Genomic DNA, 23,464 nt, shown 5'->3' with positions numbered 1-23,464 from the left:
AAAAATGGGGTTCAGACTAGTTTAAGTAACCGGGTTTTTTCATTATTATTTAAAGAATGAAAGAATCGCATCAAATAATGCTGAGAAGAAATCCTTTAGTTTTTGAATAAAAGATTGACCTTCTTCAGAATTTAAGTATTCTGAGATTTTATTTTTAGCTTTAGTTAATTGGTTACCTACTTGATCCCAATTAATATTTAAATCTTTCATTTTTTCAAATAAAGCCATTAAACTAGCTTTTTGATCAGCCGTTAATGTAATGCCAAGATCATTTGCTAAGCGATCGATTAATGATTTTAATTCATCAGTCGACATGTTAGGATTTTTTGCAAGCTCTTCTTTCACTTTCGTAACAAGTTGTACGGCTTTTTCATTACCAACTGAATCACCAAGCTCTGCAGTTTTAACCATTTCTTCATTTGCTACTTTTTTAACATCATCAGGAATAACTTCTCCTGAACTTAGCTCATAAGCCTTCATAATCCCAGTTAAAGCTGCAGTACCAGATACTTCAAATGGTGCTGTTATAACAATATTTGCATCCTTTAATCCAGCAGTAATTAAGGCATTTGTATACATTGAGTTAGTAACCCATGAAATATTATTTGATTGAACGACGATGCCTGTATTTTTTTCACCAATTGTAATCATAGCAGATGAAAGAGCTCGTGTACCAATTTGAGCACTAGGTACAGTACCATCTAAATATTTATGCTCCTCTTGGTTCGAAACGGTAACAATTCTAGCATCAGCTGGTGCATTCATTTCTGCTAATAATGCTTTCTTTTGCGTTTCAGTTAAATTTTGTCCAAGAGTAACAATTGTTTCACCAGGAACAGAATCAGCAAATACCGATAAAGGCATAGCTATTAATCCCATTGATAAGGTGAACGCTATTAACTTTCGTTTTAACAAAGAGACACTCCCTTTACACTAATCCAAATTTTTCATCTTACAATATTATTATAGTACTTTTCGAAAACTTGTCATTACTTTTTGTTTTTTGTATGATAATATCAGCGTTACTAGTTTATTCAGTAATGATAATTATAGGACAATTAAGTCTTATGAAATTGTTGTACATACATAAGGAGGATTTTATTATGAAAAAAGCAAGTATTACGTTTGAAAATGGTGAACAAATTTTAATCGAATTATTCCCAGAGCATGCACCTGGTACAGTTGAAAACTTTGAAAAATTAATTCGCCAAGGTTTTTACGATGGATTAACTTTCCACCGTGTAATTCCTGGTTTCGTATCTCAAGGTGGAGATCCAAACGGTAACGGAACAGGTGGCCCAGGATACAATATTAAATGTGAAACAGTTGGTAATCCATTAAAACATAAAGCTGGAGCTTTATCAATGGCACATGCTGGAAAAGATACTGGTGGTAGCCAATTCTTTATCGTTCACGAGCCACAACCACATTTAGATGGAGTACATACGGTTTTTGGTCAAGTAATCGAAGGAATGGATACAGTTTTAAGAATGCGTAACGGAGACGTTATGAAAGAAGTTAAGGTTTGGGACGAAGAATAGTCTCTAATTAAATTAAAGTCTTTTTTAAAGGACTTCAAAATAGGAAAACGAAAACCACAAGGAAAGAAAATTCCTCGTGGTTTTTTTTTCTATATTTCCAATATGTTTAACGTTGTTGATAATAATACTGGTTATTATTATGATAGTAAGTCTGATTATTGTGTTCTCCATACCCTTGCCTGCTTTGAACTTGTTGATTACAGTTTTTTGGTGGTCCAATAAATACAGAAGGTTGTAAAGATGCTGTTGCAGTTTTCCATTGATTTTCATCTAGACAGTAAGTATGTGAAACGATATTTGAAGGTGTGAACTTCATTAAATCAGAAAATAAAATTACGTCAGGACTAGGTGCATTGAAAATCGCTAATAGATGAGTATTGTCAACAGTTGCGATTTCATAATGCCACCAGCCTTGGGGAACATTTGCAACTTGCCCAGGCGTAATTGGGAAATTTAAAAGCTGCTTTGTATAAGGATTCAAAATCGATACAACCGCGGATCCAGCAATACAATAAACTAATTCTGACGAGTTTTGATGGTAATGTGGCTCTACTACATTACTAACACTTAAATAAATATCTAATAATGATAAATTATCCAAAGTATTCAAGTCATTAACACTAAGTTGATTAATTAAGTTTTGATTATCCTTTATAAACGCATGATTCTTATTCAAATCAAAAGTAAATTGAATACTTGGCGATGTATAATCTAAATCCAACCTCATAATGATCATCCTTTTAGTAAAATCTAATTAAAATTTACTTTATTCAAATATAGATTAATTGGTGACAAAAGCCTAAACGAAAAGAGATAGAAGGAAAGGGAATATCCTGTAGAAGAAATCAATCTTACAGGGCTTCTTTTACATATATTTGGTATTTTATTAACGCGTTTCTTTTTCAACAATTTGAAAAGTTTTTTATAGGATTTTCAATTTTTCTAATTCTTTCCCTCCATCCTCGATCGTGTTCTTTTATTTTTTTCAGACTTGACAGAAAAATGTGAGAATTATATATTTGAAATATTGATATATTTGGAACGATTTTATGTATTTGCCGTACTATAGAGGGGAAATCAATCATATATTATGTATTGATTTATAGGGGAAATTAGAGTTTTAATAATTTTTAAGAGGGGTTAACATGTTAATTAGGTATAAGAAAACATATGAGAAAATTGCAATGGGCCTGCTTTCGTTTATGCCGAATGAAAAGAATGTGAAGAATTTAGTAAATACGATTAAAGAATATGAAACGAAAGATGATAATCATTTATTCCTTTGGAAATTAGACGATATTGTAGGGATTATTGGAATACAACTACTGCCAGATAAAGTTATTTTGATTAAACATTTAAGTGTGAACCCTTCATTCCGAAACCAAGGTATTGCAACTTCACTTTACGAAGCTATAAGATCTCAGTATACAGACTATACAATCGTAACAACGCAAGAAATAGCTTCATTTATTGAACATTGTCATGTTAGTTTAAAAGTATTATAGAAAAAAGGTGCTTAATTTATGAGCACCTTTTTTACGTTGTTTAATAGTTAAAACGGTTATAAAACGAAACATTTGAGAATAAAGTAATAATTTTTTGATGTTGTTATAGAAATTATTTTAAATGATAATTTGCTTTTAATAAGGTATGTTTTTATATTTTAAAAATATTCAAGCTGTTTAATGTTAGAAGGATATTTATTGGCAAAAATACTGAGTAATTAAATGATATATTTCTCTAAGTAAATGGTATTAATAAAGTTCTATAGTTGTAGGCTTTTTTTGTAGAATAAGTTGATTGGAACGAAAGGTTGATCGACTCCTATGGGAAATGCGGGAAGGCTGAGACCCCGCAGGCGTGCCGAGGAGGCTCAGGTCTCGCCCCATGGAAAGCGAGCAACCTGCAGTGGAAATCAACATCATACAGCCTCCTTTAAAATTGAAAAATATCGTTGAGTTATTTTTGTTTACTTTCTATTTTTTTTTTTCTTAATTCTAACTGTTTTAATCTTTCCGAAATAACATCTGATCGATCACGTGTAGAATGTTTATTCATTAAATCTTCCGTAAAAGATGCATAGTGTTCTTTTTGATTTTGATATCCTTTAACTAATTCTTGGTCATTTATTGGGAGCTCAAAATGGTGAAAATCTGTTTCGTTTTGAATATTCAATTGTAAATCTGATATGATTTGTTTAAAACGAATTGGATCAATCCCAGCCATTTCCAATAAACTCGAATCATTTGAAAACGAAATGACGTGTCGCATTAATTTTTTAGCACCGGTAAAGTTTTTCCTTCTATAATGATATAACACTACCGATAATCTAATTAAACCTAACCATACTTTTTTATAATCATCGTTTAGTTCAAGTTTCCATTGTTCTTCTAGAATTTCATGACATTCAAAAAAGTCTTGATCAAAATGGAAATGACATAAGTATTTTATGTATCGTTCATTTTTATTGTAATGGACCAAGTTTTTCACCTCTTTATTACTAAAATATTAACAGAAATGGAATTATTTAAAAAGAAGAAAGCCTAGAGCTAATGTCTAGACTTTCACGTTTTGTTTATTCACGGGGTTAAATTAACAGACGAAAGCACATCCAACGATGATTAATAAAATAAATAATACTACGATTAAAGCAAAGCCTCTGCCGTGGCCGAAACCGCCGAACTCTGGAGAAACAGCACCTTTACTCATGAAATAACCTCCTTACCAAAAAAATAATTCTTCTTGCACTGATATCTTATGAAAAATTTTAGAAAATGGTATAGGCGAAAAAACAAAAAAATAGGAACAAAGTGACTTGATCGATGAAAAATCCTTTTCTGTTATATAGTTTTATGAAATAATACTTTATACTGTTATAGAGTATATTTTTATTTTAAATGTAAGTTGGTGAGTAGTTTGTGAGGCAATATGAAGTTAAAATTGATGCATTTGAAGGGCCATTAGATTTACTACTTCATTTAATTCAACGATTTGAAATTGATATTTATGATATACCTGTATCTGAAATAACAGATCAATATGTTTCATATATTCATACAATGAAAGAATTAGAATTGGATATTGCAAGTGAATATTTAGTGATGGCTGCTGAATTACTTGCGATGAAAAGTAAAAGTATTTTACCTAATCATGAAGAACAAGCTGATTGGGATGCAATACTAGAAGAAGACCCTAGAGAAGAATTAATGAATCGATTAATTATATATAAGCAATTTAAAGAAGCTGCGATTGTATTTCAGGAAAAAGAATCAGAACGTGCAATGATTTTTACCCGAAATCCAGCTGATTTATCTGAATATGGTCCTAGACCTGAAGATATAGTCATGCCATCTGATGTTACGATTTATGATATGTTTGGTGCACTGCAAAAGCTATTTAAACGTAAAAAGCTTCAAGAACCACTTCAAACTAAAATCGTTCGTGAAGAAATATCGATTGAGAAAAGAATGGATGAAATTATTAGTTATTTAAAAAGTATTAAAAAGAGAACTAATTTCATAAATTTATTTCCATATAATGATAAAGAAAGTATTGTCGTTACTTTTTTAGCGATTTTGGAGTTAATGAAAACAAAAGAAATTGTAGTAGAACAGGAACAAAATTTTTCAGAAATTTTTCTAATATCACGTGAAGTTTTTGAAGATAAGCAAGCTGAGGTGTACTTGTAATGGAACAAGAAAATAATTTAAAAGGGATTCTAGAAGGCCTTTTATTTGTAGCTGGCGATGAAGGAATATCAATTGTTGAGCTTTCTGAGACTTTAGAATTAAATAAAGAAGATGTATTAGAACTAATTGAAAGTCTAAAAAAAGAATACGAAAATCCTAATCGAGGCTTACAAATTAGAATTTTAGCTAATCGATATAAACTTACATCAAAAAGAGAACATGGAGAGTATTTCAAAAAATTAGTTGAAAGTCCTTCAAATTCTTCGTTATCACAAGCAGCATTAGAAACGTTAGCGATCGTTGCTTATCAACAACCAATTACGAGGACAGAAATTGAAGACATTCGTGGAGTTAAAACAGAAAAACCAATTCAAACTCTAGTCTCAAAATATTTAATTAAAGAAGTTGGACGAGCTGAAGGTACAGGACGTGCAATTCTATATGGTACTACATCTGAGTTTTTAGATTATTTTGGTCTTAAAAACATTAAGGAACTACCACCTCTTCCACAAGATTTAAAAATGGAAGAGGTTGAAGAAGAGGCAGATTTATTTTTTAGCAAATTAGAAAAACAAGATTAGTTAAAAAATTCTGCAATTCTTCCCGCGTACTATGTTAAACTAATACTATGGATATTTTGGAGGGTGAAAGTATTGTTAATTTATAATAGTCATGGGTATGAATTAGTAAAGGCTCAACCAAATACTTCAGAAGATTTTTTTAATCGTTCTGAAGTTGAATATGAATATAATGGTCAAAAAATTGTAACTTCTGTTTTATATGTACGTTTCTTTGAAGAAAAACTTTCTGAAGTAAGTGAATTAAATTTAACTAGTTTTAATAGTGAAGAATTAGTAGATTTTCGTGATGTAGTGGCACTAGCTCTAATCATTAAAAATCCTGACTATAGAGGAAGAAAAAGAATATATATTAATGAATTAGATCAATTTGTAAAAGAGTTGCAAGGTGTCGATTTTGATAAAGTGGTAGGATATGTGAGGAGTATTAAACAAAATTCAAATAAAATTGAACTATCGATCTAACTTAACGGAGGGAATAAAATGTCGAATAAGATGGTAGAGCATCAATTAAAAATTGTTGGAAATCAATTAGGGATTGTTGGTCTAGAGTGTAATTTGTTTTTAAATAAGAATTCTTTACCGTCATTTCAACATGAAAATTCAGCAGTGGATCCTAACTACTTAGAGAAAATACTTTCTTCATTGCGTAGAATTACAGTCTATTGTGAGGATGCAAAAGAAGTTTGTGAGAAAATATTAAGTGGGCAGTTCCATAAAGCGACAGCTGAAGACACATTACATAAAATTTATCACAGATGTATCGCAGAATTCTTCTCTCCTAAAAATGATGCTTGGTACGAAAATAGTCGTGCAGCATACACAGGTAATCAAGCAATTACTTTTTATAAAGCTGTGCCAGGTACAATTCAGGACTTATTTTCATCATTAGAAAAAGTTTTTCAACAAATGCGTGAAGAACTTGAGTATTATGAAACAGATTATTCAACAAAATTAATGCAGCAATACAAACAGTAATTAGAAAATAATTAAATGTAAATAGTAAAAGTAGATAAAAGACTAGAAAATTTCTAGTCTTTTCATTTTGTGCAAAAAATTAAAAAAATGGATATTTCTAGAAATTATTAGTAAGTATACGTTACAATACAATTGAAATTTCTTTGTAAGAGAAGAGGATTAGAAATGAAACAAATGTATTCAATTGGACAAAGGACAATTAAGACAGCGATAGGAAGTGGGATCTCTCTCTTAATTGCCGAAGCGCTACATCTACAAAATTACAGCACGGCTGCTGTCGTTACGCTATTAAGTATTCAAAATACTAAACGCAGATCTTTTATTGTTGCAATTCAAAGATTTGTAGCATCAGTTATTGCGATGTTAATTGGATGGATGATGTTTGAATTTTTAAGTTATACTCCACTAACAGTTGTCATTTATTTTCTGTTAACAATTCCTTTATTAGTCACGTTGAAGTTACAGGAAGGAATTATTCCGAGCTCCGTTATTGTTTTACAAATCTATGTAAGCAATGATAAATCAATTTCTTTCTTATTAAATCAAGTGGAAATATTGGCCGTAGGGATCTTAATTGCTTTAATAATGAATACATATATGCCAAGTATCGAGAAAAAGATGATCGAATCCCAAAAGAAAATTGAACAAAATTTTAAAATGTTGCTTCTAGGAATCGCTTTAAAAATGAAGGGTAAGGATGAAGATTTACAATCAGATTTAATTAAGGAAACAAAAATACTGTTACAAACGGCAAAAAAATTAGCATATCGACAAGTTGAAAATAGTTTTATAAAAACAAACTTGTACTATATTAATTATTTTGAAATGAGAGAACGTCAATTTGAAATCATAGCTAATCAAATCATCCCATTATTAAAGAAGGTTGAGTTAAATTATCCTCATTCAAAAATCGTCGCAGAATTTTTTGAAGACACAGGAGTTTACTTAAAAGAAAAGTCTACCGGTATTGAATTATTAGGTGAATTTAATCATATGATGAACGATTTTAGGAAAATGCCATTGCCAAAATCAAGAGATGAGTTTGAAACAAGAGCTAGTTTAATGATGATCGTTTATGAATTGGAAAAAGTGATTTCATTAAAATTGGAGTTTTATTCAGAAAATCAAATTGTTTTAGAAAGTTTAAACTAACATTTTAAAATAGTGATTCATTGCGTTAAACAAATGAATACCGGTAAATGAATACTGGAATAGCAATAAATTTAATGTCATACAATGGAAAGTAGAAGAGAAATTTATATTCTCTGATGGAGGTGTATGATGTTAAATCAATCTGAACTCGTCACTTACTTTCAGGAGGTAGAAATCTGGTGTGCGAATGTTTTACAGTTGCTAGCTGAAAGATTTGACCATATTCAAGAAAAAGAACTATTAGAATATAAAATTAAATTATTGTTAAACAGAATGGGGACATCAAATCATTATGTAGATCCAAATTCATTTTTAGATGAAATTAGTATGGATGTTGATGATATCCAGGAACGGTTAATTTCAATATTAAATGAAGAGGAATATGATGATAGCTATGCGTATCGGGTAATAGAGGTTGAAGAGAAAGTAGAGATTGGTAAACATGAGCTACCACCATTACCATACCCTTATAATGCCTTAGAGCCTTATATTACAAAAGAAATTATGATGCTACATCATGATAAGCACCACAAAAGCTATGTAGATGGTTTAAATAAAGCTGAGCTTGAATTAGAAAAGGCTAGAAAAAATAAGGAATATGATTTAATTAAGCATTGGGAAAGAGAGCTTGCGTTTCACGGTTCAGGTCATTATTTGCATACGATATTTTGGAATAATTTAAGTAAATCAGGTGGAGGGCAACCTCATGGGGTTCTTTTAAAGCAAATTGAGGATGACTTCGGAAGTTACGAAGACTTTAAAGAGCATTTTACACAAGCTGCTAAAAAAGTAGAAGGTGTCGGTTGGGCGATTTTAGTTTGGGTTCCGAGAGCGAATCGATTGGAGATTCTTCAAACAGAGAAACACCAATTCTTTACTCAATGGGATACAATTCCATTATTAGTTTTGGACGTTTGGGAACATGCCTATTATTTGCAATATAAGTACGATAAAGATGCATACATTATGAATTTTTGGAACATCGTTAATTGGCCAGATGTGAAATATCGATATGATTATGCTAGTCAATTAAAATGGCAACCATTTTACTAATTGACTAAAAAATAGGAAGTGCTGGATTTGCTCAGGTTGGATAGCTGAACAAATTCAGCACTTTTTTCATAAAAAATGTCATTTTTTTATAATATAATTCGTAAACTTGTACTAATTAGGACTAACTGTGGAGTTGATGCGAAAGATGAAAAAATGGCTAGTAATCGGAATCATTGGCTTATTTTTAATCGGGATTATTATTCCGACGAATAATGTTAAAGCATTTGGAGGAGTTAGTGCTAGAAATGCAGTTTTGATGGATCAAAAAACTGGACGTATCTTGTATGGCAAAGCGATGCATGACTCTGAAAGAATTGCTAGTATTACGAAAATTATGACTGCTCTCCTTGCTGTAGAGTCAGGCAAAATGCAAAACACTGTAACGATTAGTTCAAGAGCAGTACAAACAGAAGGATCATCCATCTATTTAAAACCTGGACAAAAAATTAAACTAGAGGATTTAGTTTATGGTTTAATGCTTAGGTCTGGGAATGATGCAGCTAATGCAATTGCAGAGACTGTTGGAGGTAGCATTGAAGGCTTTGTTTATATGATGAATGAAAAAGCAAAAGAAATCGGAATGAGTCATACATATTTTAGCAATCCTTCAGGGCTAGACCAGCAAGGAAAAGAGCATTACTCGTCTGCTTACGATATGGCGTTATTAACTAGATACGCTATGGAAAATCCTAAATATGCAAAAATTGCAGGAACAAAAGTACACCGTGCACCAAATACGGCAGAATCCTGGGATTATGTTTGGAAGAATAAAAACAAGTTACTTACGTTTATGTACAAGTACAGTACAGGGGGTAAAACTGGATTTACGAAAAAAGCAAGAAGAACACTTGTATCGACTGCTTCCAAAAACGGAATGGACTTAATTGTTGTAACATTAAATGATGGTCAAGATTGGCAAGATCATATGTCACTATTTGAATATGGTTTTAGTAACTATCCTTTAACAAAGGTATTAAGCAAAGGTGGAATTAAGGAAGTAACAAATCAAAAATATAAAGGTCATGTTTATTTGAAAAATGATTTCTCATATCCGCTAGAAAAGAAAGAGAAAGATCAAGTAAGAATTACGATTGAAATGCAAAAGCCTTCTAATAAAAAAATAGCTAACGATGCAATTGTTGGTAAAGCGATTATCGAGCTAGAAGGTGAACAAATTGGATTTAGAAATATTTTTTATAGTAGTAGTAAGGTGAAAGTATTTACAAAAGAGATCATCCAAAATAGTAAGCAGGTTTTATTGAATTTAATGGGAGAGCACTCAGATGGTTAATATTATTTGGGTTGCTCTTACGATAATTGGTTTTATTTTTGCAATGATTAACGGCACCATGGACGAAGTAAATAAGGCAGTTTTTGACGGGGGAAAACAAGCAATCACAATTATTATTGGACTAGTAAGTGTACTTGTTTTTTGGTTAGGGCTAATGCGAATAGCAGAAGAATCTGGATTGTTAAAAATACTTTCAAAAATATTTCAACCATTTCTATCATTCCTATTTCCGAGAATTCCTAAAAATCATCCAGCACTTGGATATATTATGTCAAATATGGTGGCCAATTTATTCGGTCTAGGGAATGCTGCTACTCCACTCGGAATAAAAGCAATGGAGCAATTAAAGGTATTAAATAGAAATAGCAATGAAGCAAGTGATGACATGATTACATTTTTAACTTTAAATACAAGTGCGATCACATTAATTCCTACAACAGTCATAGGGGTTAGAATGTCATATCATTCTTCAAACCCGACTGAAATAGTAGGTGTTACAATACTTGCACAGGTTGTTTCATTTATTGGGGGACTTGCTGTAAATAGTTTTTTTGCAAGTAGGCGAAATCGAAAGGGGAGAAAATAAATGGGATATATGAATACCATTTCTCTTTATATCATTCCATTTATTATCGCTGCGATTTTAATACATGGAACATGGAAGAAGGTACCGACATACGAATCTTTTGTAGAGGGTGGAAAAGAAGGCGTTACAATTGCAGTACAATTGATTCCATTCTTGGTTGGGATGCTTGTATCCATTTCAATCTTTAGGGCGTCAGGTGCACTAGAATTTTGTGTAGAACTTCTACGTCCATTATTAAGTTCATTAGGTTTTCCAGCTGAAGTTTTTCCTCTTGCAATTATTCGTCCGATTTCGGGTTCGGCTGCACTAGGGATCACTTCAGATTTAATTAAAACATATGGACCCGATTCATTTATTGGAAGATTAGCTTCAACTATGCAAGGTAGTACTGATACGACACTATATGTTCTAACCGTCTATTTTGGAGCGGTTGGCATTCGAAAAATGGGTGATGCATTAAAAGTAGGATTAATTGCAGATGCAATCAGTATTATTTTTTCAATTATTTTTGTGACGATGTTCTTTTCTTAACTAAAACCTAGTCGATTTGAATCCATTGAAAAGTACTTTTATTTTAGGATAAAAGTACTTTTTTATTGCGCATTTAAAATTAATATCTTATAATACCAATAAGAATAGTTGGTATTAAGACAACATTCAATTTTACCCATGTTGCATATAATGGATTGGAAGAAACTAACCTTTTTGTGACATAAAGGAGTTTGAAACTATGAAAGTTGTAAAGTCAGTACACGAGCTGATCGGATCAACACCATTGCTTGAAATTACAACATTCCCTTTACCAAAAGGAACAAGACTATTTGCTAAGTTAGAATTCTGTAACCCAGGTGGTAGTGTAAAAGATCGACTTGGAATGGAATTATTAGAAAGTGCAATGAACGAAGGTAAATTAGAAAAAGGCGGCACAGTAATTGAACCAACCGCTGGAAATACAGGGATTGGGTTAGCGCTTGCTGCGATAAAATATGGTGTTAACGTCCTATTTGTCGTTCCTCAAAAATTTAGTATTGAAAAACAAACATTGATGAAAGCACTAGGCGCAAAAATTGTGAATACACCTACTGAAGATGGAATGACAGGTGCAATTAAAAGAGCAAATGAACTCTCACAAGAAATACCGAATTCATTTGTACCTTCACAATTTAGTAATGAAGCGAATCCAAGAACCTATTACAAAACATTAGGACCAGAGCTTTTTGACCAGCTGAATGGAAAAATAGATGTATTTGTTGCTGGAGCTGGAAGTGGAGGAACATTTACTGGAACAGCTCAGTATTTAAAAGATCATTTACAAAGTGTAAAAACAGTTATTGTTGAACCAGAAGGATCGATTTTAAACGGTGGAGAGCCAGGATCACATGACACTGAAGGAATTGGAATGGAGTTCATTCCTCCTTTTGTAAATACAAACTTATTTGATGATATTTATACAGTACTTGATGCAGATGCATTTCGATTAGTAAAAGAACTAGCAATGAAAGAAGGACTTTTAGTTGGAAGTTCCTCAGGAGCTGCGTTATATGCAAGTTTAAAGGAAGCCCAAAAAGCAAAACCAGGGAGTACAATCGTAACGATTTTCCCAGATAGTAGTGAAAGATACTTAAGTAAAAACATATATAGTGAGGGATAAAAGATGAAGAAAAAGACAGCGTTAATACACGGGGGAATTAGTAGAGATGAAACAACTGGTGCGGTTAGTGTTCCAATTTATCAAACTAGTACGTATAAGCAAGATGCTGTTGGTAAACATAGAGGATTTGAATATTCCAGAACAGGCAATCCGACACGACATGCTCTTGAAGAGTTAATGAAAGACATTGAGCACGGTGTGGCAGGATTTGCATTTGCATCTGGAATGGCAGCTATTCATACTGTTTTTAGTTTATTCAAAACTGGTGACCATATCGTAGTGGGCGATGATGTATATGGAGGTACTTACCGTTTACTGACTAGAGTATTATCAAATTTAGGTGTAACGGCTACATTTGTTGATACGAGTAATATTACTTTAGTTGAAAATGTTATTTCACCAAATACAAAAGCGATTTTTATTGAGTCACCTAGTAATCCATTATTAAAAATTACTGATATAAAAGCAATTGCTAAACTTGCTAATGAGTATGACTTAATCACGATTGTTGATAATACATTTGCTACTCCATACTGGCAACAACCACTTACATTAGGTGCAGATATCGTTGTTCATAGTGGTACTAAATACCTTGGAGGACACAGTGATGTAGTAGCAGGTCTTGCTGTTACGAATAGAGATGACCTTGCAGAAGAATTAGCATTTTACCAAAACTCGATTGGCGGAGTTTTAGGTCCAAACGATAGTTGGATCCTACAACGTGGTATTAAAACACTTGGAATTAGAATGGAAGAGCATGAAAGAAATACTGAAGCAATTGTCAATTTCTTAACGAATCATCCAAATGTAAATAAAGTATTCTATCCTGGATTATCGACTCACCCAAATCATGAACTAGCAAAACAACAAAGCAGTGGATTTGGTGGCATGTTATCTTTTGAATTAAAAGAAGGTCTAGATCCAGAAGAATTTGTAGGTAAGTTAAAGTGGTTCACTTTAGCTGAAAGTTTAGGAGCAGTTGAAAGTCTTGTAGGTATTCCTTCAAAAATGACGCATGCTTCGATTCCAAGAGAAAAACGAATTGCTTCAGGAATCTCTGATGAATTAATTCGTTTATCAATCGGACTAGAAGATATTGAAGATTTAATTGAAGACCTAGAACAAGCATTAATATTTCAAACATCAAAGGTGAGATAAATGGGTAGAGAGTTTTTAGATGTTTTTACAGGATGGGCAGAAAGTTACGATTCATTTGTTCAAGGCCATGACCCAGAATATAAAGAAGCATTTCGACGTTATGATGAAATACTTGGAGAAATCGTTAAAAGAAGTGGAAAAAGCGTCCTTGAATTTGGAATCGGTACAGGGAATTTAACAAAGTTACTGATGGATGCAGGGAAAACTGTATTTCCTATCGAACCATCTCCTGAGATGAGAATGATTGCTTCAAAAAAATTAGGAGAGACAATTACAATTCACGATGGAGATTTAATTGATTTTCCAAAACCACAGTCCGCGATTGATACAATTGTTAGCTCATATGTTTTTCATCATTTAACTGATCTTGAAAAATATGAAGCTATTAAAATATATAGCTTATTATTGAATTCAGGCGGAAAAATTGTTTTTGCAGATACAATGTTTTTAACTGAAAACGAATATAATAATGAAATTACAAAAGCAGAAAAGGCAAATTTTATCAATTTAAGAGATGATTTAAAAAGAGAATATTATCCCTTTATTCCAGTTGTTCGTTCTCATTTTGAAAAAAATGGGTTTGATGTGAAATTCGAACAATATAATGATTTTGTATGGATCGTTGAGGCTACAAAAAAATAGAGAGAAGAACTTTAGGAGGAAATAGATATGCCATCAGTTGAAAGCTTTGAACTAGATCACACAAAAGTTGTTGCTCCTTATGTAAGACATTGTGGAACACATGCAGTTGGAACAGACGGAGTCGTTACAAAATATGATATCCGTTTTTGCCAACCAAATAAGCAAGCACTACAACCAGCTACAATTCACACTTTAGAGCACTTATTAGCATTAAACGTACGTGAAGCAGTACCTGCTGGTGACCCATTTAAAATTATTGATTTATCTCCAATGGGATGCCAAACTGGATTTTACTTAATTATCGCTGGCACACCTTCAATTTCAGAAGTAATCGCATTATTACGTAAAACAGCTGAACTAGGAATTCAAGTTGAAGAAGTACCAGCTGCAAACGAACTTCAATGCGGCCAAGCGAAACTTCACGACCTTGAAGGCGCAAAAAAATGGTTAAAATATTGGACCGAGCAATCTGACGAAACGTTAGAAAGCGTATTTGCTTAATATCAAAAAACGTCATCTATAATTGATGACGTTTTTTCATGCTGTTGAAAAAAGAACTTGTCAATTATTACAGGAAATTATCACTGAGCTCCCTTTACGAAAATTTGGTTATTAACTGACATGATTATTCTTCATCAACACGAAAAACGTCACCTTAATTGATGACGTTACTTATTTGCTAAACTATGGAAATTTAATAGATATTGTTAGTTAATTAATGACAAGAAGTAATTTTTCCTTAGGTACCGTAAATTTAATTTCTCCAATATTATCTTCTATATCTTCAATAGTTGGAATATCATCAAAGCTTTGAATTGAAATTGCATCATCTAAGCATAATAAAATATAAGGAAAATTAGTTTCTGTAGAATCATAGATTAATTTGTATGCTTTTGCAGGTTTATCGGAAGTGAAAAATACATCGCCTAATTTAAACGAACCAACTGAATTATATTTTACTGCTGGATTAAAAGAATAATTCATACTAGTAAGCTCCTTTTTCATTTTACTTATTATATTATTGACGGTATGTTAATAGATTAAACAGCAAACTAGTAATTTGCCTGTATTGTTATCGATAATTTATTTTTTTGAGTCACCATTGTAACTTCACCAATCCAATCTTCAATATCACCTAAAGTAGGCGTGATATCATAATTTTGAACAAGCTTTGCGTCAGTTAATGACACAAGTACATATGGGAATTCCTCTTCATTCTCTTCAAAAACAAGCATATAGATTGTTTCATTTTTTTTAGTAATAAGCACACTACCTGGTGATATAATTTTGGAACGATCAAATGCTGAGGAGTGTTTTAATGTTAAATTCATTTCTTTTACCTCATTTCTGCAAATCTAGTAAATTATATGATAGTTTTTTGAAAATATGTTATGGGTAGGAAAACATGGTACATAGATTTGAAAAATTGGTTTTTAGTTTAGATTTGCTTTACTTCAACTACAATACCTAAAAAACCTTATACCTTTACTTGTATTCACGGGTATAAATCTGTATGATGGTTGAAGAGGTGAAATGATCGAATGGAAAGATTACAGAAAGTTATTGCTAGAGCGGGTATTGCTTCTCGTCGAAAAGCAGAAGAGTTAATTAAAGAAGGAAAAGTAAAAGTAAATGGTCAGGTTATTACTGAGTTAGGTGTAAAGGTATCTGGTAATGATCGTGTTGAAGTGGAAGAGATTCCGATTGATAAAGAAGAACCAGTTTACTTCCTTTTATATAAACCATCAGGCGTAATTTCAAGTGTGTCAGATGATAAAGGTAGAAAAGTTGTAACAGACTTTTTTCCAATGATTAAACAACGTATCTACCCAATTGGTAGATTGGATTTTGATACATCAGGTATCATTTTATTAACAAATGATGGTGAGTTTTCAAATCTACTTCAGCATCCAAAATATGAAATCGATAAAGAATATATTGCAAAAGTAAAAGGGATCCCTACTAAAGAGCAACTACGTAAGTTAGAAAGAGGAATTGTGCTTGAAGATGGGAAAACGGCTCCTGCTCAAGTAAAGATGATTTCTCTTGATAAAGGTAAAAATACTGCAATTATTAGACTAATTATTCATGAAGGTAGAAACCGTCAAGTTAAGAGAATGCTTGAGGCGATTGGTACACCAGTTATGAAATTAAAACGTGAGCGATATGCGTTTTTAGATTTAACTGGATTAACTCCAGGTGATGCAAGAGAATTATCACCTCATGAAGTGAAAAAATTAAGAGCAATGGCTTCAGCTAAGCCACGCTAATGGTGAATCTGACTGTATAGAAACGCAATTTTTCTTGGATGACTTGCCTAGTTTCGAAAGATTCTCTTTTTCTGGTTAACCTATTTTAGGAAATGTGTTTATATTAAGTTTGATATCATAATTTGAGGACCATTGTCTTCACACTGACTCGGTAAATACCGAGTTTTTTCTATTCCTTAAACATTTTAATTCTAGGATAAATGATTGAAAATTTAGTCTTTTTTGAAACGTGTCAAATTTCTATTCAAGAATAGGAAATAATGATATTCTATCATATGGGAGGAACTGTATATATGAAGAAAAATAGAACATTAATTCGAACTATGATCCTTTTAGTTTTGGTTTGTGCAATTGGTTATACTTTTTACATAAATTTCTTTAAAGAAGATGAAATTATTACTAAAGGAAGTAATGCACCAAACTTTGCTATGACGGAGCTTAATACTGGCAAAAAATATACTCTTTCTAGTGAAAAAGGGAAAGGTGTAATTGTTAATTTTTGGGGTACTTGGTGTGAACCATGTAAAAGAGAAATGCCATTTATGAATGAAATTTATTCAAAATATAAAGGGCAAGGAATAGAGTTACTTGCATTGAACGCTGATGAATCGAAATTTTCAGTACAAAGATTTGTAAGCGATTATAAACTTAGTTTTCCAGTTGGAATTGATAAAGATCAAGAGATATTAAATATATATGGTGTTAATCCTTTACCAACTACTTTTTTTGTAAGTCCTGATGGGACAATAAAAAGAATTGTAACAGGCCAAATGACACCAAGCTCTTTTGAAAGTTATATTAAAGAAATATTACCAAAATGATGAGTGTACATTAGTTAGGGGAAAGAAAATGGAGACTTTTAAATGTGAATGTGGTCACCTTAATCATGTAGGTACTGTAATATGTGAATCGTGTGGTAAACCTCAAGATGAGAAAGAAACAGAATTACTAGATATGCGATATGAAGGTACTGCTAGAAGATCAATCGTTAATAATCAAACTTATATAGATAAAATATGGACGTTTTTTTCATCTGTAAAAGTTGCTGTAGTTATTATCCTTATTACTCTAGTAGCCGCAGCATTAGGTACTATTTTTCCACAAAGAGATTTACTACCGCCAACTGCGAATCCTGCAACGTATTATCAAGATGAATATGGAATCTTTGGTAAGGTTTACGATGCAATTGGTTTAGATAATACATTTAACTCTTGGTGGTTCATGCTACTTGTAGCATCTATAGGAATATCGTTAGTCATTTGTAGTTTAGATCGAATCTTACCACTTTATAAAGCTCTAAACAAACAAACAGTTACAAGACATCCAAACTTTTTAAAAAGACAAAAAATGTTTGGGATTAGTAGAGTTGAGAATCTTCCAGAAGAAATAGAAAAAGCGAAAGTTAATTTACGAAAAAGAGGATACAAGATTCGTGAAGAAAACGGTAATATTTTAGGAGAAAAAGGCCGTTTCTCTCGTTGGGGTCCGTACGTAAACCATATAGGTTTAATTATCTTCCTAATTGGGGTTATGATGCGTTATGTACCTGGAATGTATATGGATAAGGCTCTTTGGGTTCAAGAAGGCGAATTAAAACCTGTTGTTGGTACGAACCAAAACTACTATATTAAATTAAATGATTTCCATATGGAAACATACGATAAAAATAAAGAAGGTAAGGTCTATAAAAAAGCGATTGAGCGTTTTGGAAATGACAAAATTCCAAAAAACTATCAAGCAGATGTTACTTTATATAAGCGTGAAGGGAATTTAATACCAGGGGAAGATCCGAAACTTAAAAAAGTAAAGGATTATAGTATTAAAGTTAATGAACCTTTGAAGTTTCAAAATTTTGCTCTATATCAAGTAGATTATCGAATTGGCGAATTTAGTGCATTTTTATTTACATTACAAAATAAACAAACTGGTGAAAAACTAGGGCCAATAAAAGTAGATTTACAAAATCCTCAAGAAGTATATGACTTAAAAAATGGATTTAAAGTAGAACTTAAAAATTATTTTCCAGATTTTTATTTTAATTCTGATGGTCAACCTGATACAAAAACAAGAAAACCAAACAATCCAGCCTTTGTATTTAAAATGACTACTCCAAAAACACCAAAAGGTGAGGTTGCATTTGTCGCAATTAAGCAAAATATTGAACCAAATGGAGAAAATAAATATAAGATGTCATTTGCAGGTATTGAAACAAAAGATTCTACTGGTTTAACTGTACGTAAAGATTTAACTCTTTGGTTACTTGGAATTGGAGGAGCAATCTTTATGATCGGTGTAATTCAAGGTATGTATTGGTATCATCGTCGTATTTGGATTCAAAATCAAGATGGGGAAGTTTGGGTTGCGGCATTTACAAATAAGAACTATTATGGTTTAAAGCTTGAATTGAAGAAAGTGTTTGGAGACACAAAAATAGAAATGCCGATTGATCAACAAGCTGAGAAAAGTGTTTAATTAGGGGGAAAATATGTACGAGCTAAGTAGTAATTTTTTATTTACCGCGTTTATTTGTTATATCATAGCTACTTTCTTTTTTGGCGGCTCAATGAAAACAAATGATAATGGTCCTAATAGATGGGGCACACTTGGTATTACTGTTACATTAATTGGATTCTTATCACAACTTACTTATTTTATAACAAGATGGATTGCTGCGGGACACGCACCAGTAAGTAATTTATTTGAGTTCATTACATTCTTTGGCATGATGTTAATTTTAGCGTTTATCATGATTTATTTTATTTATCGCTTAAATATAATAGGTCTATTCGCATTACCATTGTCAATTATCATCATTGCTTATGCAACAGTATTTCCACACGAAATCAAACCGTTAGTTCCATCTTTAAAAAGTTATTGGTTACATATCCATGTAACTACAGCAGCTTTAGGTGAAGCTATTTTAGCGATTAGTTTTATTACGGGACTAATTTATTTAATTAAAAATGTTGATCAAAAAGTATCAACGAAGAAAACATTTTGGCTAGAAGCAGTTTTATACTTCTTAGTAACTGTTGTTGGTTTCATCCTTATTTCAACTGGATTTGCTGCATCTGGTTACGAAGCAAAATATAATTGGATTAATAAAGATAAAATACAAGAAGAAATGGTCTATAATCTACCTTCAATTGTTGGTCCACATAAAGGTGAATTAACGACAAAAGATAAATTTGAAGCACTTGCAGAAATGCCAGCTATAGTAAACGCTAAAAAATTGAATACAGTCATTTGGTCAATTTTTGCAGGCGCGGCATTATATGCAATTATTCGTTTAATTTTAAGAAAACGAATTGGCGCATTTTTACAACCTTTTGTACAAAAAGTTGATAGTGAGTTATTAGACGAAATTGGATACCGTGCTGTTGCAATTGGTTTTCCGGTATTTACGCTTGGTGGATTAATATTTGCCATGATTTGGGCTCAAATTGCTTGGACAAAATTCTGGAGCTGGGATCCAAAGGAAGACTGGGCATTAATTACATGGTTATTCTATGCAGTATTTCTACACCTTCGTTTCAAACGAAATTGGCAAGGTGAAAATTCAGCTTGGTTAGCTGTTATTGGATTTGCAATTATTATGTTTAACTTAATTGCTGTTAACTTAATCATTGCAGGTTTACACTCTTATGCTTAATTAATTAGCTTAATGAAAAGCTTCGTAAAGGAAAAATTTTCCAATACGGAGCTTTTTTCTATTCTAGTAAATTTGAATTTTACTTGTTCTTTTTATATGGTTATGTAAGATTCCTGCTTTAATGTTTTACTCTTTCTATTTAAATCCTGCATCCAATCACTACACTCTTGTTTTTTTTCACTATTTTATGGAAATAATAAATTCTAAGAATTATGTAAAAATGTTCACAAATTATACTAGAATATACGATTTTTATTTTGTAAAATTATGAAGAGGGGGTCGTAATAATGGATCAAAATATAAAAATATTAATAGCAGATGATGAAGATCGTATTAGACGATTATTAAAAATGTATTTGGAACGTGATGGATACAGTATTGATGAAGCGGATAATGGTGAAGATGCTTTAAATTTAGCATTAAAAAATGAATATTCTCTTATTGTATTAGATTTGATGATGCCTAAAATTGATGGAATCGAGGTTTGTAGAGAATTACGAAAAACAAAAACAACTCCCGTCATCATGTTAACCGCAAAAGGTGAAGAAACAAATCGAGTTCAAGGTTTTGAAGTAGGAACAGATGACTATATCGTTAAACCATTTAGTCCGCGTGAAGTAGTACTTCGGGTAAAAGCTTTATTAAGACGCTCATCCCCAGTTCCTGTGTTTACTTCAGACAATACTTCAGCAAAGGATATTGTTGTGTTTCCGCATTTAACGATTGATAATGACGCTCATAAAGTAATCGTTGAAGGTGAAGATATCAGTTTAACACCAAAGGAATACGAACTACTATTATTTTTAGCTAAGGCTCCTGATAAAGTATTTGATCGTGAAACTTTGTTAAAATCAGTTTGGCAATATGATTTCTTCGGAGATTTACGTACTGTAGACACACATGTAAAACGATTGCGAGAAAAATTAAGTAAAAGCTCAGAGGATGCTGCGAAAATGATTGTCACCGTTTGGGGTGTTGGTTATAAATTCGAAGTAGGTCAGGAGTAATGATTTTAAGAAGTTTAGTTGGAAAGCTTTGGCTGACAATTATCTTACTAGTCTCACTTGTGTTATCATTCCTGACATTTGTTTTAATAGGATTTTTTGAAAAATTTTATATTGATCTTCAAGTTCAAAATATGAAAGATGATGCTACGAAAATTGCACAAGTCATAGAAACTGGTCAATCAATCTCAAATGTTGAGTATTTATCAAATAATATAGTTAGTAGATATTCACGTGTTATTATATCGATTGATGGGCAAGACCCGTGGTATTCAAATAATACATATGGTATACAGGAACTACCTTTTAAAGAAATAAAAAATGACGAAATATTAAATGAAACCTTAACGAAAAATAAAGAAATCAGTAAAAGATTATTATATGGTGAAAACAGTGAAAGAGAAAAATTGATTGTTGGTGTGCCAGTGAATGGAGCCTCAAAAAAAGGCGCCGTTTATATTTACCAAACACTTCAACCTGTTAATGTGATGATTCACCAAACGACTAATTTTGTCTTACTCGCTGCTTCGATTGGGATCGTCTTAACAACGTTTTTCTCATTTTTCCTTTCATCTAAAATTACAGCACCTCTAAGAAAGATGAAGGAAGTAGTAAGCAGTATGACTTCTGGGAACTTCAATGTGAAAGTACCAATACATTCAAGTGATGAAATCGGAGAGCTTGCTTACTCATTTAACAAGATGAGTAAACAATTAAATTTTAATATGAATGCTTTAAAACAAGAGAAAGAAAAGGTCTCAAATATTATTACAAGCATGGTAGATGGTGTTATTTCGATTGATAAGGAAGGTAAAATTGTTACAACAAATCCACCGGCCGAACGATTTTTGGAAATGCTTAATGATGATCAGTTGGAAGAAACTTCATCCCTTGTTTTAACGAAAGAATTATTAGATTTATTTGTATTAGTTGTCGAAAGTGAGAAAAAGCAATTTATTGAATTAAATTTAGAACAAGGCAATTGGCAAGTTTTAATGTCACCTCTCTACAATCAGACGAATATTAGAGGTGTTGTAGCTGTTATTCGTGATGTTACAGAGCAAAGGCGTTTAGAGAAGATGAGAAAAGATTTTATAGCCCATGTATCTCATGAACTACGTACACCAATTTCTTTATTGCAAGGTTATAGTGAAGCAATTGTTGATGGGGTAGCAGAGTCTAAAGAAGAAATGCAAGAATTGTCGCAGATTATTTATGATGAGTCACTAAGAATGGGTAGATTAGTTAATGACTTGTTAGATTTAGCAAGAATGGAAAATGGCTTTACTAAATTAAATAGAGAATTTGTACCTATTATCCAATTTGTAGATAGAATTTTACGTAAATTTAAAGGCTTATCAAAAGAAAAAAATATAAAGTTATTTGGTGAGATTGACAATGTATCACATTTAAATATCTATATGGATGAAGATCGAATGGAACAGGTTTTTACTAATTTAATTGACAACGCTATTAGGCATACAAATGAAAATGGAAGAATAATTGTTACAGTATTTCAAGATGAAACATCAACTACATTTAAATTTATCGATTCAGGTGCAGGGATTTCAAATGAAGATTTACCATTTGTGTTTGAACGATTTTATAAGGCTGATAAAGCTCGTACAAGAGGTAGAAGTGGGACGGGTTTAGGTTTATCAATCGCTAAAAATATTGTAAACGCACATGGAGGATCAATACAGGTCTTTAGTGAAGTTGGACAAGGAACGACATTTAAAGTTAAATTACCACATAATTTACGAATGAACGAAAAAGATGTAGAGTAATCTTGTTTCATATAAAACATATTTCTCTTAAATTAGTACAGATGCATCTAAATTATATAGAAAAAATAAATAAATTCATGATCGTTATAAACATTTAAATAAAATTATTGAATTCTTACCCAATTTATTTTACGATTGAATTAATGAAATATTGATGATTTTAGTGCAAGTATTGCTTAAAAGGGAATCTGGTAAAAGCCAGAACTGTCCCCGCAACTGTAATGTGGACGAAACGGATATCCACTGTTCGAAAGAATGGGAAGGACGGAGTAGGTTGAAGCAAAGTCAGTAGACCTGCTAAAGTCATCCTTGTTCAATTCTTCGGGGAGTAAGAATTTGAAGCAGCAGTTGCAAGACTTCTTGTATATCTTTGTTGTTTCAGCCCCGTTCAAAATGAATGGGGTTTTTTTATGCTTTCCAAAAATTTAGGAG

The 23,464-nt window shown here is 32.0% G+C and carries 27 protein-coding genes and 1 riboswitch; of the genes, 21 read left to right on the top strand and 6 right to left on the bottom strand.

What is annotated here, in order from left to right:
- Positions 1-45: 45 nt before the first annotated feature.
- The gene (locus COC46_RS19570; RefSeq protein WP_255294978.1) at positions 46-879 is read right to left on the bottom strand and encodes a DUF1002 domain-containing protein; all 834 of its coding nucleotides are present in this window, start codon (positions 877-879) and stop codon (positions 46-48) included.
- A 224-nt stretch (positions 880-1,103) separates the two neighbouring features.
- On the opposite strand from COC46_RS19570, the gene COC46_RS19565 reads away from it, so the two are divergent.
- On the top strand, positions 1,104-1,541 hold the full coding sequence (locus COC46_RS19565; RefSeq protein ID WP_098811584.1) for a peptidylprolyl isomerase: 438 nt from the start codon (positions 1,104-1,106) through the stop codon (positions 1,539-1,541).
- 106 nt (positions 1,542-1,647) lie between these two features.
- On the opposite strand, the gene COC46_RS19560 is transcribed toward COC46_RS19565, so the two are convergent.
- Complete coding sequence (locus tag COC46_RS19560; protein ID WP_098811583.1) at positions 1,648-2,268, bottom strand: cupin domain-containing protein; 621 nt, start codon at positions 2,266-2,268, stop codon at positions 1,648-1,650.
- Between the two features lie 418 nt (positions 2,269-2,686).
- On the opposite strand from COC46_RS19560, the gene COC46_RS19555 reads away from it, so the two are divergent.
- Positions 2,687-3,046: a GNAT family N-acetyltransferase gene (locus tag COC46_RS19555; protein ID WP_098811582.1), complete on the top strand. Its 360-nt coding sequence runs from the start codon at positions 2,687-2,689 to the stop codon at positions 3,044-3,046.
- Between the two features lie 454 nt (positions 3,047-3,500).
- Here the strand turns inward: COC46_RS19555 and COC46_RS19550 are convergent, their stop codons facing one another.
- Together COC46_RS19550 and COC46_RS19545 are read right to left on the bottom strand one after the other, a co-directional pair.
- The gene (locus COC46_RS19550; RefSeq protein ID WP_176545234.1) at positions 3,501-4,022 is read right to left on the bottom strand and encodes a DUF309 domain-containing protein; all 522 of its coding nucleotides are present in this window, start codon (positions 4,020-4,022) and stop codon (positions 3,501-3,503) included.
- Between the two features lie 111 nt (positions 4,023-4,133).
- Positions 4,134-4,250, bottom strand: coding sequence for a YjcZ family sporulation protein (locus COC46_RS19545; protein WP_084006686.1), 117 nt, complete (start codon positions 4,248-4,250; stop codon positions 4,134-4,136).
- A gap of 209 nt (positions 4,251-4,459) precedes the next feature.
- Here COC46_RS19545 and COC46_RS19540 point away from each other — a divergent pair, with 209 nt between their 5' ends.
- The 13 genes from COC46_RS19540 to COC46_RS19480 all read left to right on the top strand — a co-directional run bounded on the left by COC46_RS19540 (position 4,460) and on the right by COC46_RS19480 (position 14,820).
- The gene (locus COC46_RS19540; protein WP_098811580.1) at positions 4,460-5,230 is read left to right on the top strand and encodes a segregation/condensation protein A; all 771 of its coding nucleotides are present in this window, start codon (positions 4,460-4,462) and stop codon (positions 5,228-5,230) included.
- Positions 5,230-5,811, top strand: a complete 582-nt coding sequence (scpB, locus tag COC46_RS19535) for an SMC-Scp complex subunit ScpB (protein ID WP_098811579.1) — start codon at positions 5,230-5,232, stop codon at positions 5,809-5,811. The genes COC46_RS19540 and scpB overlap by 1 nt, the downstream gene beginning before the upstream one ends.
- Before the next feature lie 72 nt (positions 5,812-5,883).
- The gene (locus COC46_RS19530) at positions 5,884-6,273 is read left to right on the top strand and encodes a hypothetical protein (protein WP_098811578.1); all 390 of its coding nucleotides are present in this window, start codon (positions 5,884-5,886) and stop codon (positions 6,271-6,273) included.
- 18 nt (positions 6,274-6,291) lie between these two features.
- A complete protein-coding gene (locus COC46_RS19525; RefSeq protein WP_098811577.1) occupies positions 6,292-6,786 on the top strand; it encodes a DUF3907 family protein in 495 nt (164 codons plus the stop codon).
- Between the two features lie 165 nt (positions 6,787-6,951).
- Positions 6,952-7,938 (top strand): aromatic acid exporter family protein, encoded by a 987-nt coding sequence (locus COC46_RS19520; protein ID WP_098811576.1) that lies wholly within the window; start codon positions 6,952-6,954, stop codon positions 7,936-7,938.
- A gap of 129 nt (positions 7,939-8,067) precedes the next feature.
- Positions 8,068-8,991, top strand: coding sequence for a superoxide dismutase (locus COC46_RS19515; protein ID WP_098811575.1), 924 nt, complete (start codon positions 8,068-8,070; stop codon positions 8,989-8,991).
- 145 nt (positions 8,992-9,136) lie between these two features.
- The gene (locus COC46_RS19510) at positions 9,137-10,282 is read left to right on the top strand and encodes a D-alanyl-D-alanine carboxypeptidase family protein (protein ID WP_483295516.1); all 1,146 of its coding nucleotides are present in this window, start codon (positions 9,137-9,139) and stop codon (positions 10,280-10,282) included.
- The gene (locus COC46_RS19505; protein WP_098811573.1) at positions 10,275-10,868 is read left to right on the top strand and encodes a nucleoside recognition domain-containing protein; all 594 of its coding nucleotides are present in this window, start codon (positions 10,275-10,277) and stop codon (positions 10,866-10,868) included. Before COC46_RS19510 ends, COC46_RS19505 begins: the two co-directional genes overlap by 8 nt.
- Complete coding sequence (locus COC46_RS19500) at positions 10,869-11,399, top strand: spore maturation protein (protein WP_098811572.1); 531 nt, start codon at positions 10,869-10,871, stop codon at positions 11,397-11,399.
- 199 nt (positions 11,400-11,598) lie between these two features.
- Positions 11,599-12,519: a PLP-dependent cysteine synthase family protein gene (locus COC46_RS19495; RefSeq protein ID WP_098811571.1), complete on the top strand. Its 921-nt coding sequence runs from the start codon at positions 11,599-11,601 to the stop codon at positions 12,517-12,519.
- A 3-nt stretch (positions 12,520-12,522) separates the two neighbouring features.
- Positions 12,523-13,677: a bifunctional cystathionine gamma-lyase/homocysteine desulfhydrase gene (locus tag COC46_RS19490; protein ID WP_098811570.1), complete on the top strand. Its 1,155-nt coding sequence runs from the start codon at positions 12,523-12,525 to the stop codon at positions 13,675-13,677.
- Complete coding sequence (locus tag COC46_RS19485) at positions 13,678-14,319, top strand: class I SAM-dependent DNA methyltransferase (RefSeq protein WP_098811569.1); 642 nt, start codon at positions 13,678-13,680, stop codon at positions 14,317-14,319.
- Positions 14,320-14,346: 27 nt separating this feature from the next.
- A complete protein-coding gene (locus tag COC46_RS19480) occupies positions 14,347-14,820 on the top strand; it encodes an S-ribosylhomocysteine lyase (RefSeq protein ID WP_098811568.1) in 474 nt (157 codons plus the stop codon).
- 210 nt (positions 14,821-15,030) lie between these two features.
- Here the strand turns inward: COC46_RS19480 and COC46_RS19475 are convergent, their stop codons facing one another.
- The gene (locus tag COC46_RS19475; protein ID WP_098811567.1) at positions 15,031-15,303 is read right to left on the bottom strand and encodes a hypothetical protein; all 273 of its coding nucleotides are present in this window, start codon (positions 15,301-15,303) and stop codon (positions 15,031-15,033) included.
- 68 nt (positions 15,304-15,371) lie between these two features.
- Complete coding sequence (locus tag COC46_RS19470) at positions 15,372-15,650, bottom strand: hypothetical protein (RefSeq protein WP_098811566.1); 279 nt, start codon at positions 15,648-15,650, stop codon at positions 15,372-15,374.
- 210 nt (positions 15,651-15,860) lie between these two features.
- Between COC46_RS19470 and rluB the strand changes: the two genes are divergently transcribed.
- The 6 genes from rluB (at position 15,861) to COC46_RS19440 (ending at position 23,032) form a co-directional block, all read left to right on the top strand.
- Positions 15,861-16,589, top strand: a complete 729-nt coding sequence (gene rluB / locus COC46_RS19465; protein ID WP_098811565.1) for a 23S rRNA pseudouridine(2605) synthase RluB — start codon at positions 15,861-15,863, stop codon at positions 16,587-16,589.
- 293 nt (positions 16,590-16,882) lie between these two features.
- Positions 16,883-17,410, top strand: a complete 528-nt coding sequence (gene resA, locus COC46_RS19460; RefSeq protein ID WP_098811564.1) for a thiol-disulfide oxidoreductase ResA — start codon at positions 16,883-16,885, stop codon at positions 17,408-17,410.
- Positions 17,411-17,438: 28 nt separating this feature from the next.
- Complete coding sequence (resB, locus tag COC46_RS19455) at positions 17,439-19,061, top strand: cytochrome c biogenesis protein ResB (RefSeq protein WP_098811563.1); 1,623 nt, start codon at positions 17,439-17,441, stop codon at positions 19,059-19,061.
- Positions 19,062-19,074: 13 nt separating this feature from the next.
- Positions 19,075-20,241: a c-type cytochrome biogenesis protein CcsB gene (gene ccsB / locus COC46_RS19450; RefSeq protein WP_098811562.1), complete on the top strand. Its 1,167-nt coding sequence runs from the start codon at positions 19,075-19,077 to the stop codon at positions 20,239-20,241.
- 287 nt (positions 20,242-20,528) lie between these two features.
- Positions 20,529-21,248: a response regulator transcription factor gene (locus COC46_RS19445; RefSeq protein ID WP_098811561.1), complete on the top strand. Its 720-nt coding sequence runs from the start codon at positions 20,529-20,531 to the stop codon at positions 21,246-21,248.
- Positions 21,248-23,032, top strand: coding sequence for an ATP-binding protein (locus COC46_RS19440; RefSeq protein ID WP_098811560.1), 1,785 nt, complete (start codon positions 21,248-21,250; stop codon positions 23,030-23,032). The genes COC46_RS19445 and COC46_RS19440 overlap by 1 nt, the downstream gene beginning before the upstream one ends.
- 144 nt (positions 23,033-23,176) lie before the next feature.
- Positions 23,177-23,348, top strand: a riboswitch (cobalamin riboswitch).
- Positions 23,349-23,464 lie beyond the last annotated feature (116 nt).

It is taken from the genome of Bacillus sp. AFS041924, from assembly GCF_002577195.1.
Lineage (GTDB): Bacteria > Bacillota > Bacilli > Bacillales > Bacillaceae_G > Gottfriedia.
The sequence above is the reverse complement of the archived record's forward strand: the minus strand, read 5'-3'. Positions and strand labels throughout refer to the sequence as shown.

Bases quoted from the DNA above. Each gene is read 5' to 3' on its own strand.
- COC46_RS19490 (WP_098811570.1), top strand. From the start codon at position 12,523: ATGAAGAAAAAGACAGCGTTAATACACGGGGGAATTAGTAGAGATGAA.
- COC46_RS19555 (WP_098811582.1), top strand. From the start codon at position 2,687: ATGTTAATTAGGTATAAGAAAACATATGAGAAAATTGCAATGGGCCTG.
- resA (WP_098811564.1), top strand. From the start codon at position 16,883: ATGAAGAAAAATAGAACATTAATTCGAACTATGATCCTTTTAGTTTTG.
- COC46_RS19445 (WP_098811561.1), top strand. From the start codon at position 20,529: ATGGATCAAAATATAAAAATATTAATAGCAGATGATGAAGATCGTATT.
- COC46_RS19545 (WP_084006686.1), bottom strand. From the start codon at position 4,250: ATGAGTAAAGGTGCTGTTTCTCCAGAGTTCGGCGGTTTCGGCCACGGC.
- COC46_RS19440 (WP_098811560.1), top strand. From the start codon at position 21,248: ATGATTTTAAGAAGTTTAGTTGGAAAGCTTTGGCTGACAATTATCTTA.
- ccsB (WP_098811562.1), top strand. From the start codon at position 19,075: ATGTACGAGCTAAGTAGTAATTTTTTATTTACCGCGTTTATTTGTTAT.
- COC46_RS19500 (WP_098811572.1), top strand. From the start codon at position 10,869: ATGGGATATATGAATACCATTTCTCTTTATATCATTCCATTTATTATC.
- COC46_RS19475 (WP_098811567.1), bottom strand. From the start codon at position 15,303: ATGAATTATTCTTTTAATCCAGCAGTAAAATATAATTCAGTTGGTTCG.
- COC46_RS19565 (WP_098811584.1), top strand. From the start codon at position 1,104: ATGAAAAAAGCAAGTATTACGTTTGAAAATGGTGAACAAATTTTAATC.
- COC46_RS19485 (WP_098811569.1), top strand. From the start codon at position 13,678: ATGGGTAGAGAGTTTTTAGATGTTTTTACAGGATGGGCAGAAAGTTAC.
- resB (WP_098811563.1), top strand. From the start codon at position 17,439: ATGGAGACTTTTAAATGTGAATGTGGTCACCTTAATCATGTAGGTACT.
- scpB (WP_098811579.1), top strand. From the start codon at position 5,230: ATGGAACAAGAAAATAATTTAAAAGGGATTCTAGAAGGCCTTTTATTT.
- COC46_RS19560 (WP_098811583.1), bottom strand. From the start codon at position 2,268: ATGAGGTTGGATTTAGATTATACATCGCCAAGTATTCAATTTACTTTT.
- COC46_RS19525 (WP_098811577.1), top strand. From the start codon at position 6,292: ATGTCGAATAAGATGGTAGAGCATCAATTAAAAATTGTTGGAAATCAA.
- rluB (WP_098811565.1), top strand. From the start codon at position 15,861: ATGGAAAGATTACAGAAAGTTATTGCTAGAGCGGGTATTGCTTCTCGT.
- COC46_RS19515 (WP_098811575.1), top strand. From the start codon at position 8,068: ATGTTAAATCAATCTGAACTCGTCACTTACTTTCAGGAGGTAGAAATC.
- COC46_RS19570 (WP_255294978.1), bottom strand. From the start codon at position 879: ATGGGATTAATAGCTATGCCTTTATCGGTATTTGCTGATTCTGTTCCT.
- COC46_RS19510 (WP_483295516.1), top strand. From the start codon at position 9,137: ATGAAAAAATGGCTAGTAATCGGAATCATTGGCTTATTTTTAATCGGG.
- COC46_RS19480 (WP_098811568.1), top strand. From the start codon at position 14,347: ATGCCATCAGTTGAAAGCTTTGAACTAGATCACACAAAAGTTGTTGCT.
- COC46_RS19505 (WP_098811573.1), top strand. From the start codon at position 10,275: ATGGTTAATATTATTTGGGTTGCTCTTACGATAATTGGTTTTATTTTT.
- COC46_RS19520 (WP_098811576.1), top strand. From the start codon at position 6,952: ATGAAACAAATGTATTCAATTGGACAAAGGACAATTAAGACAGCGATA.
- COC46_RS19495 (WP_098811571.1), top strand. From the start codon at position 11,599: ATGAAAGTTGTAAAGTCAGTACACGAGCTGATCGGATCAACACCATTG.
- COC46_RS19470 (WP_098811566.1), bottom strand. From the start codon at position 15,650: ATGAATTTAACATTAAAACACTCCTCAGCATTTGATCGTTCCAAAATT.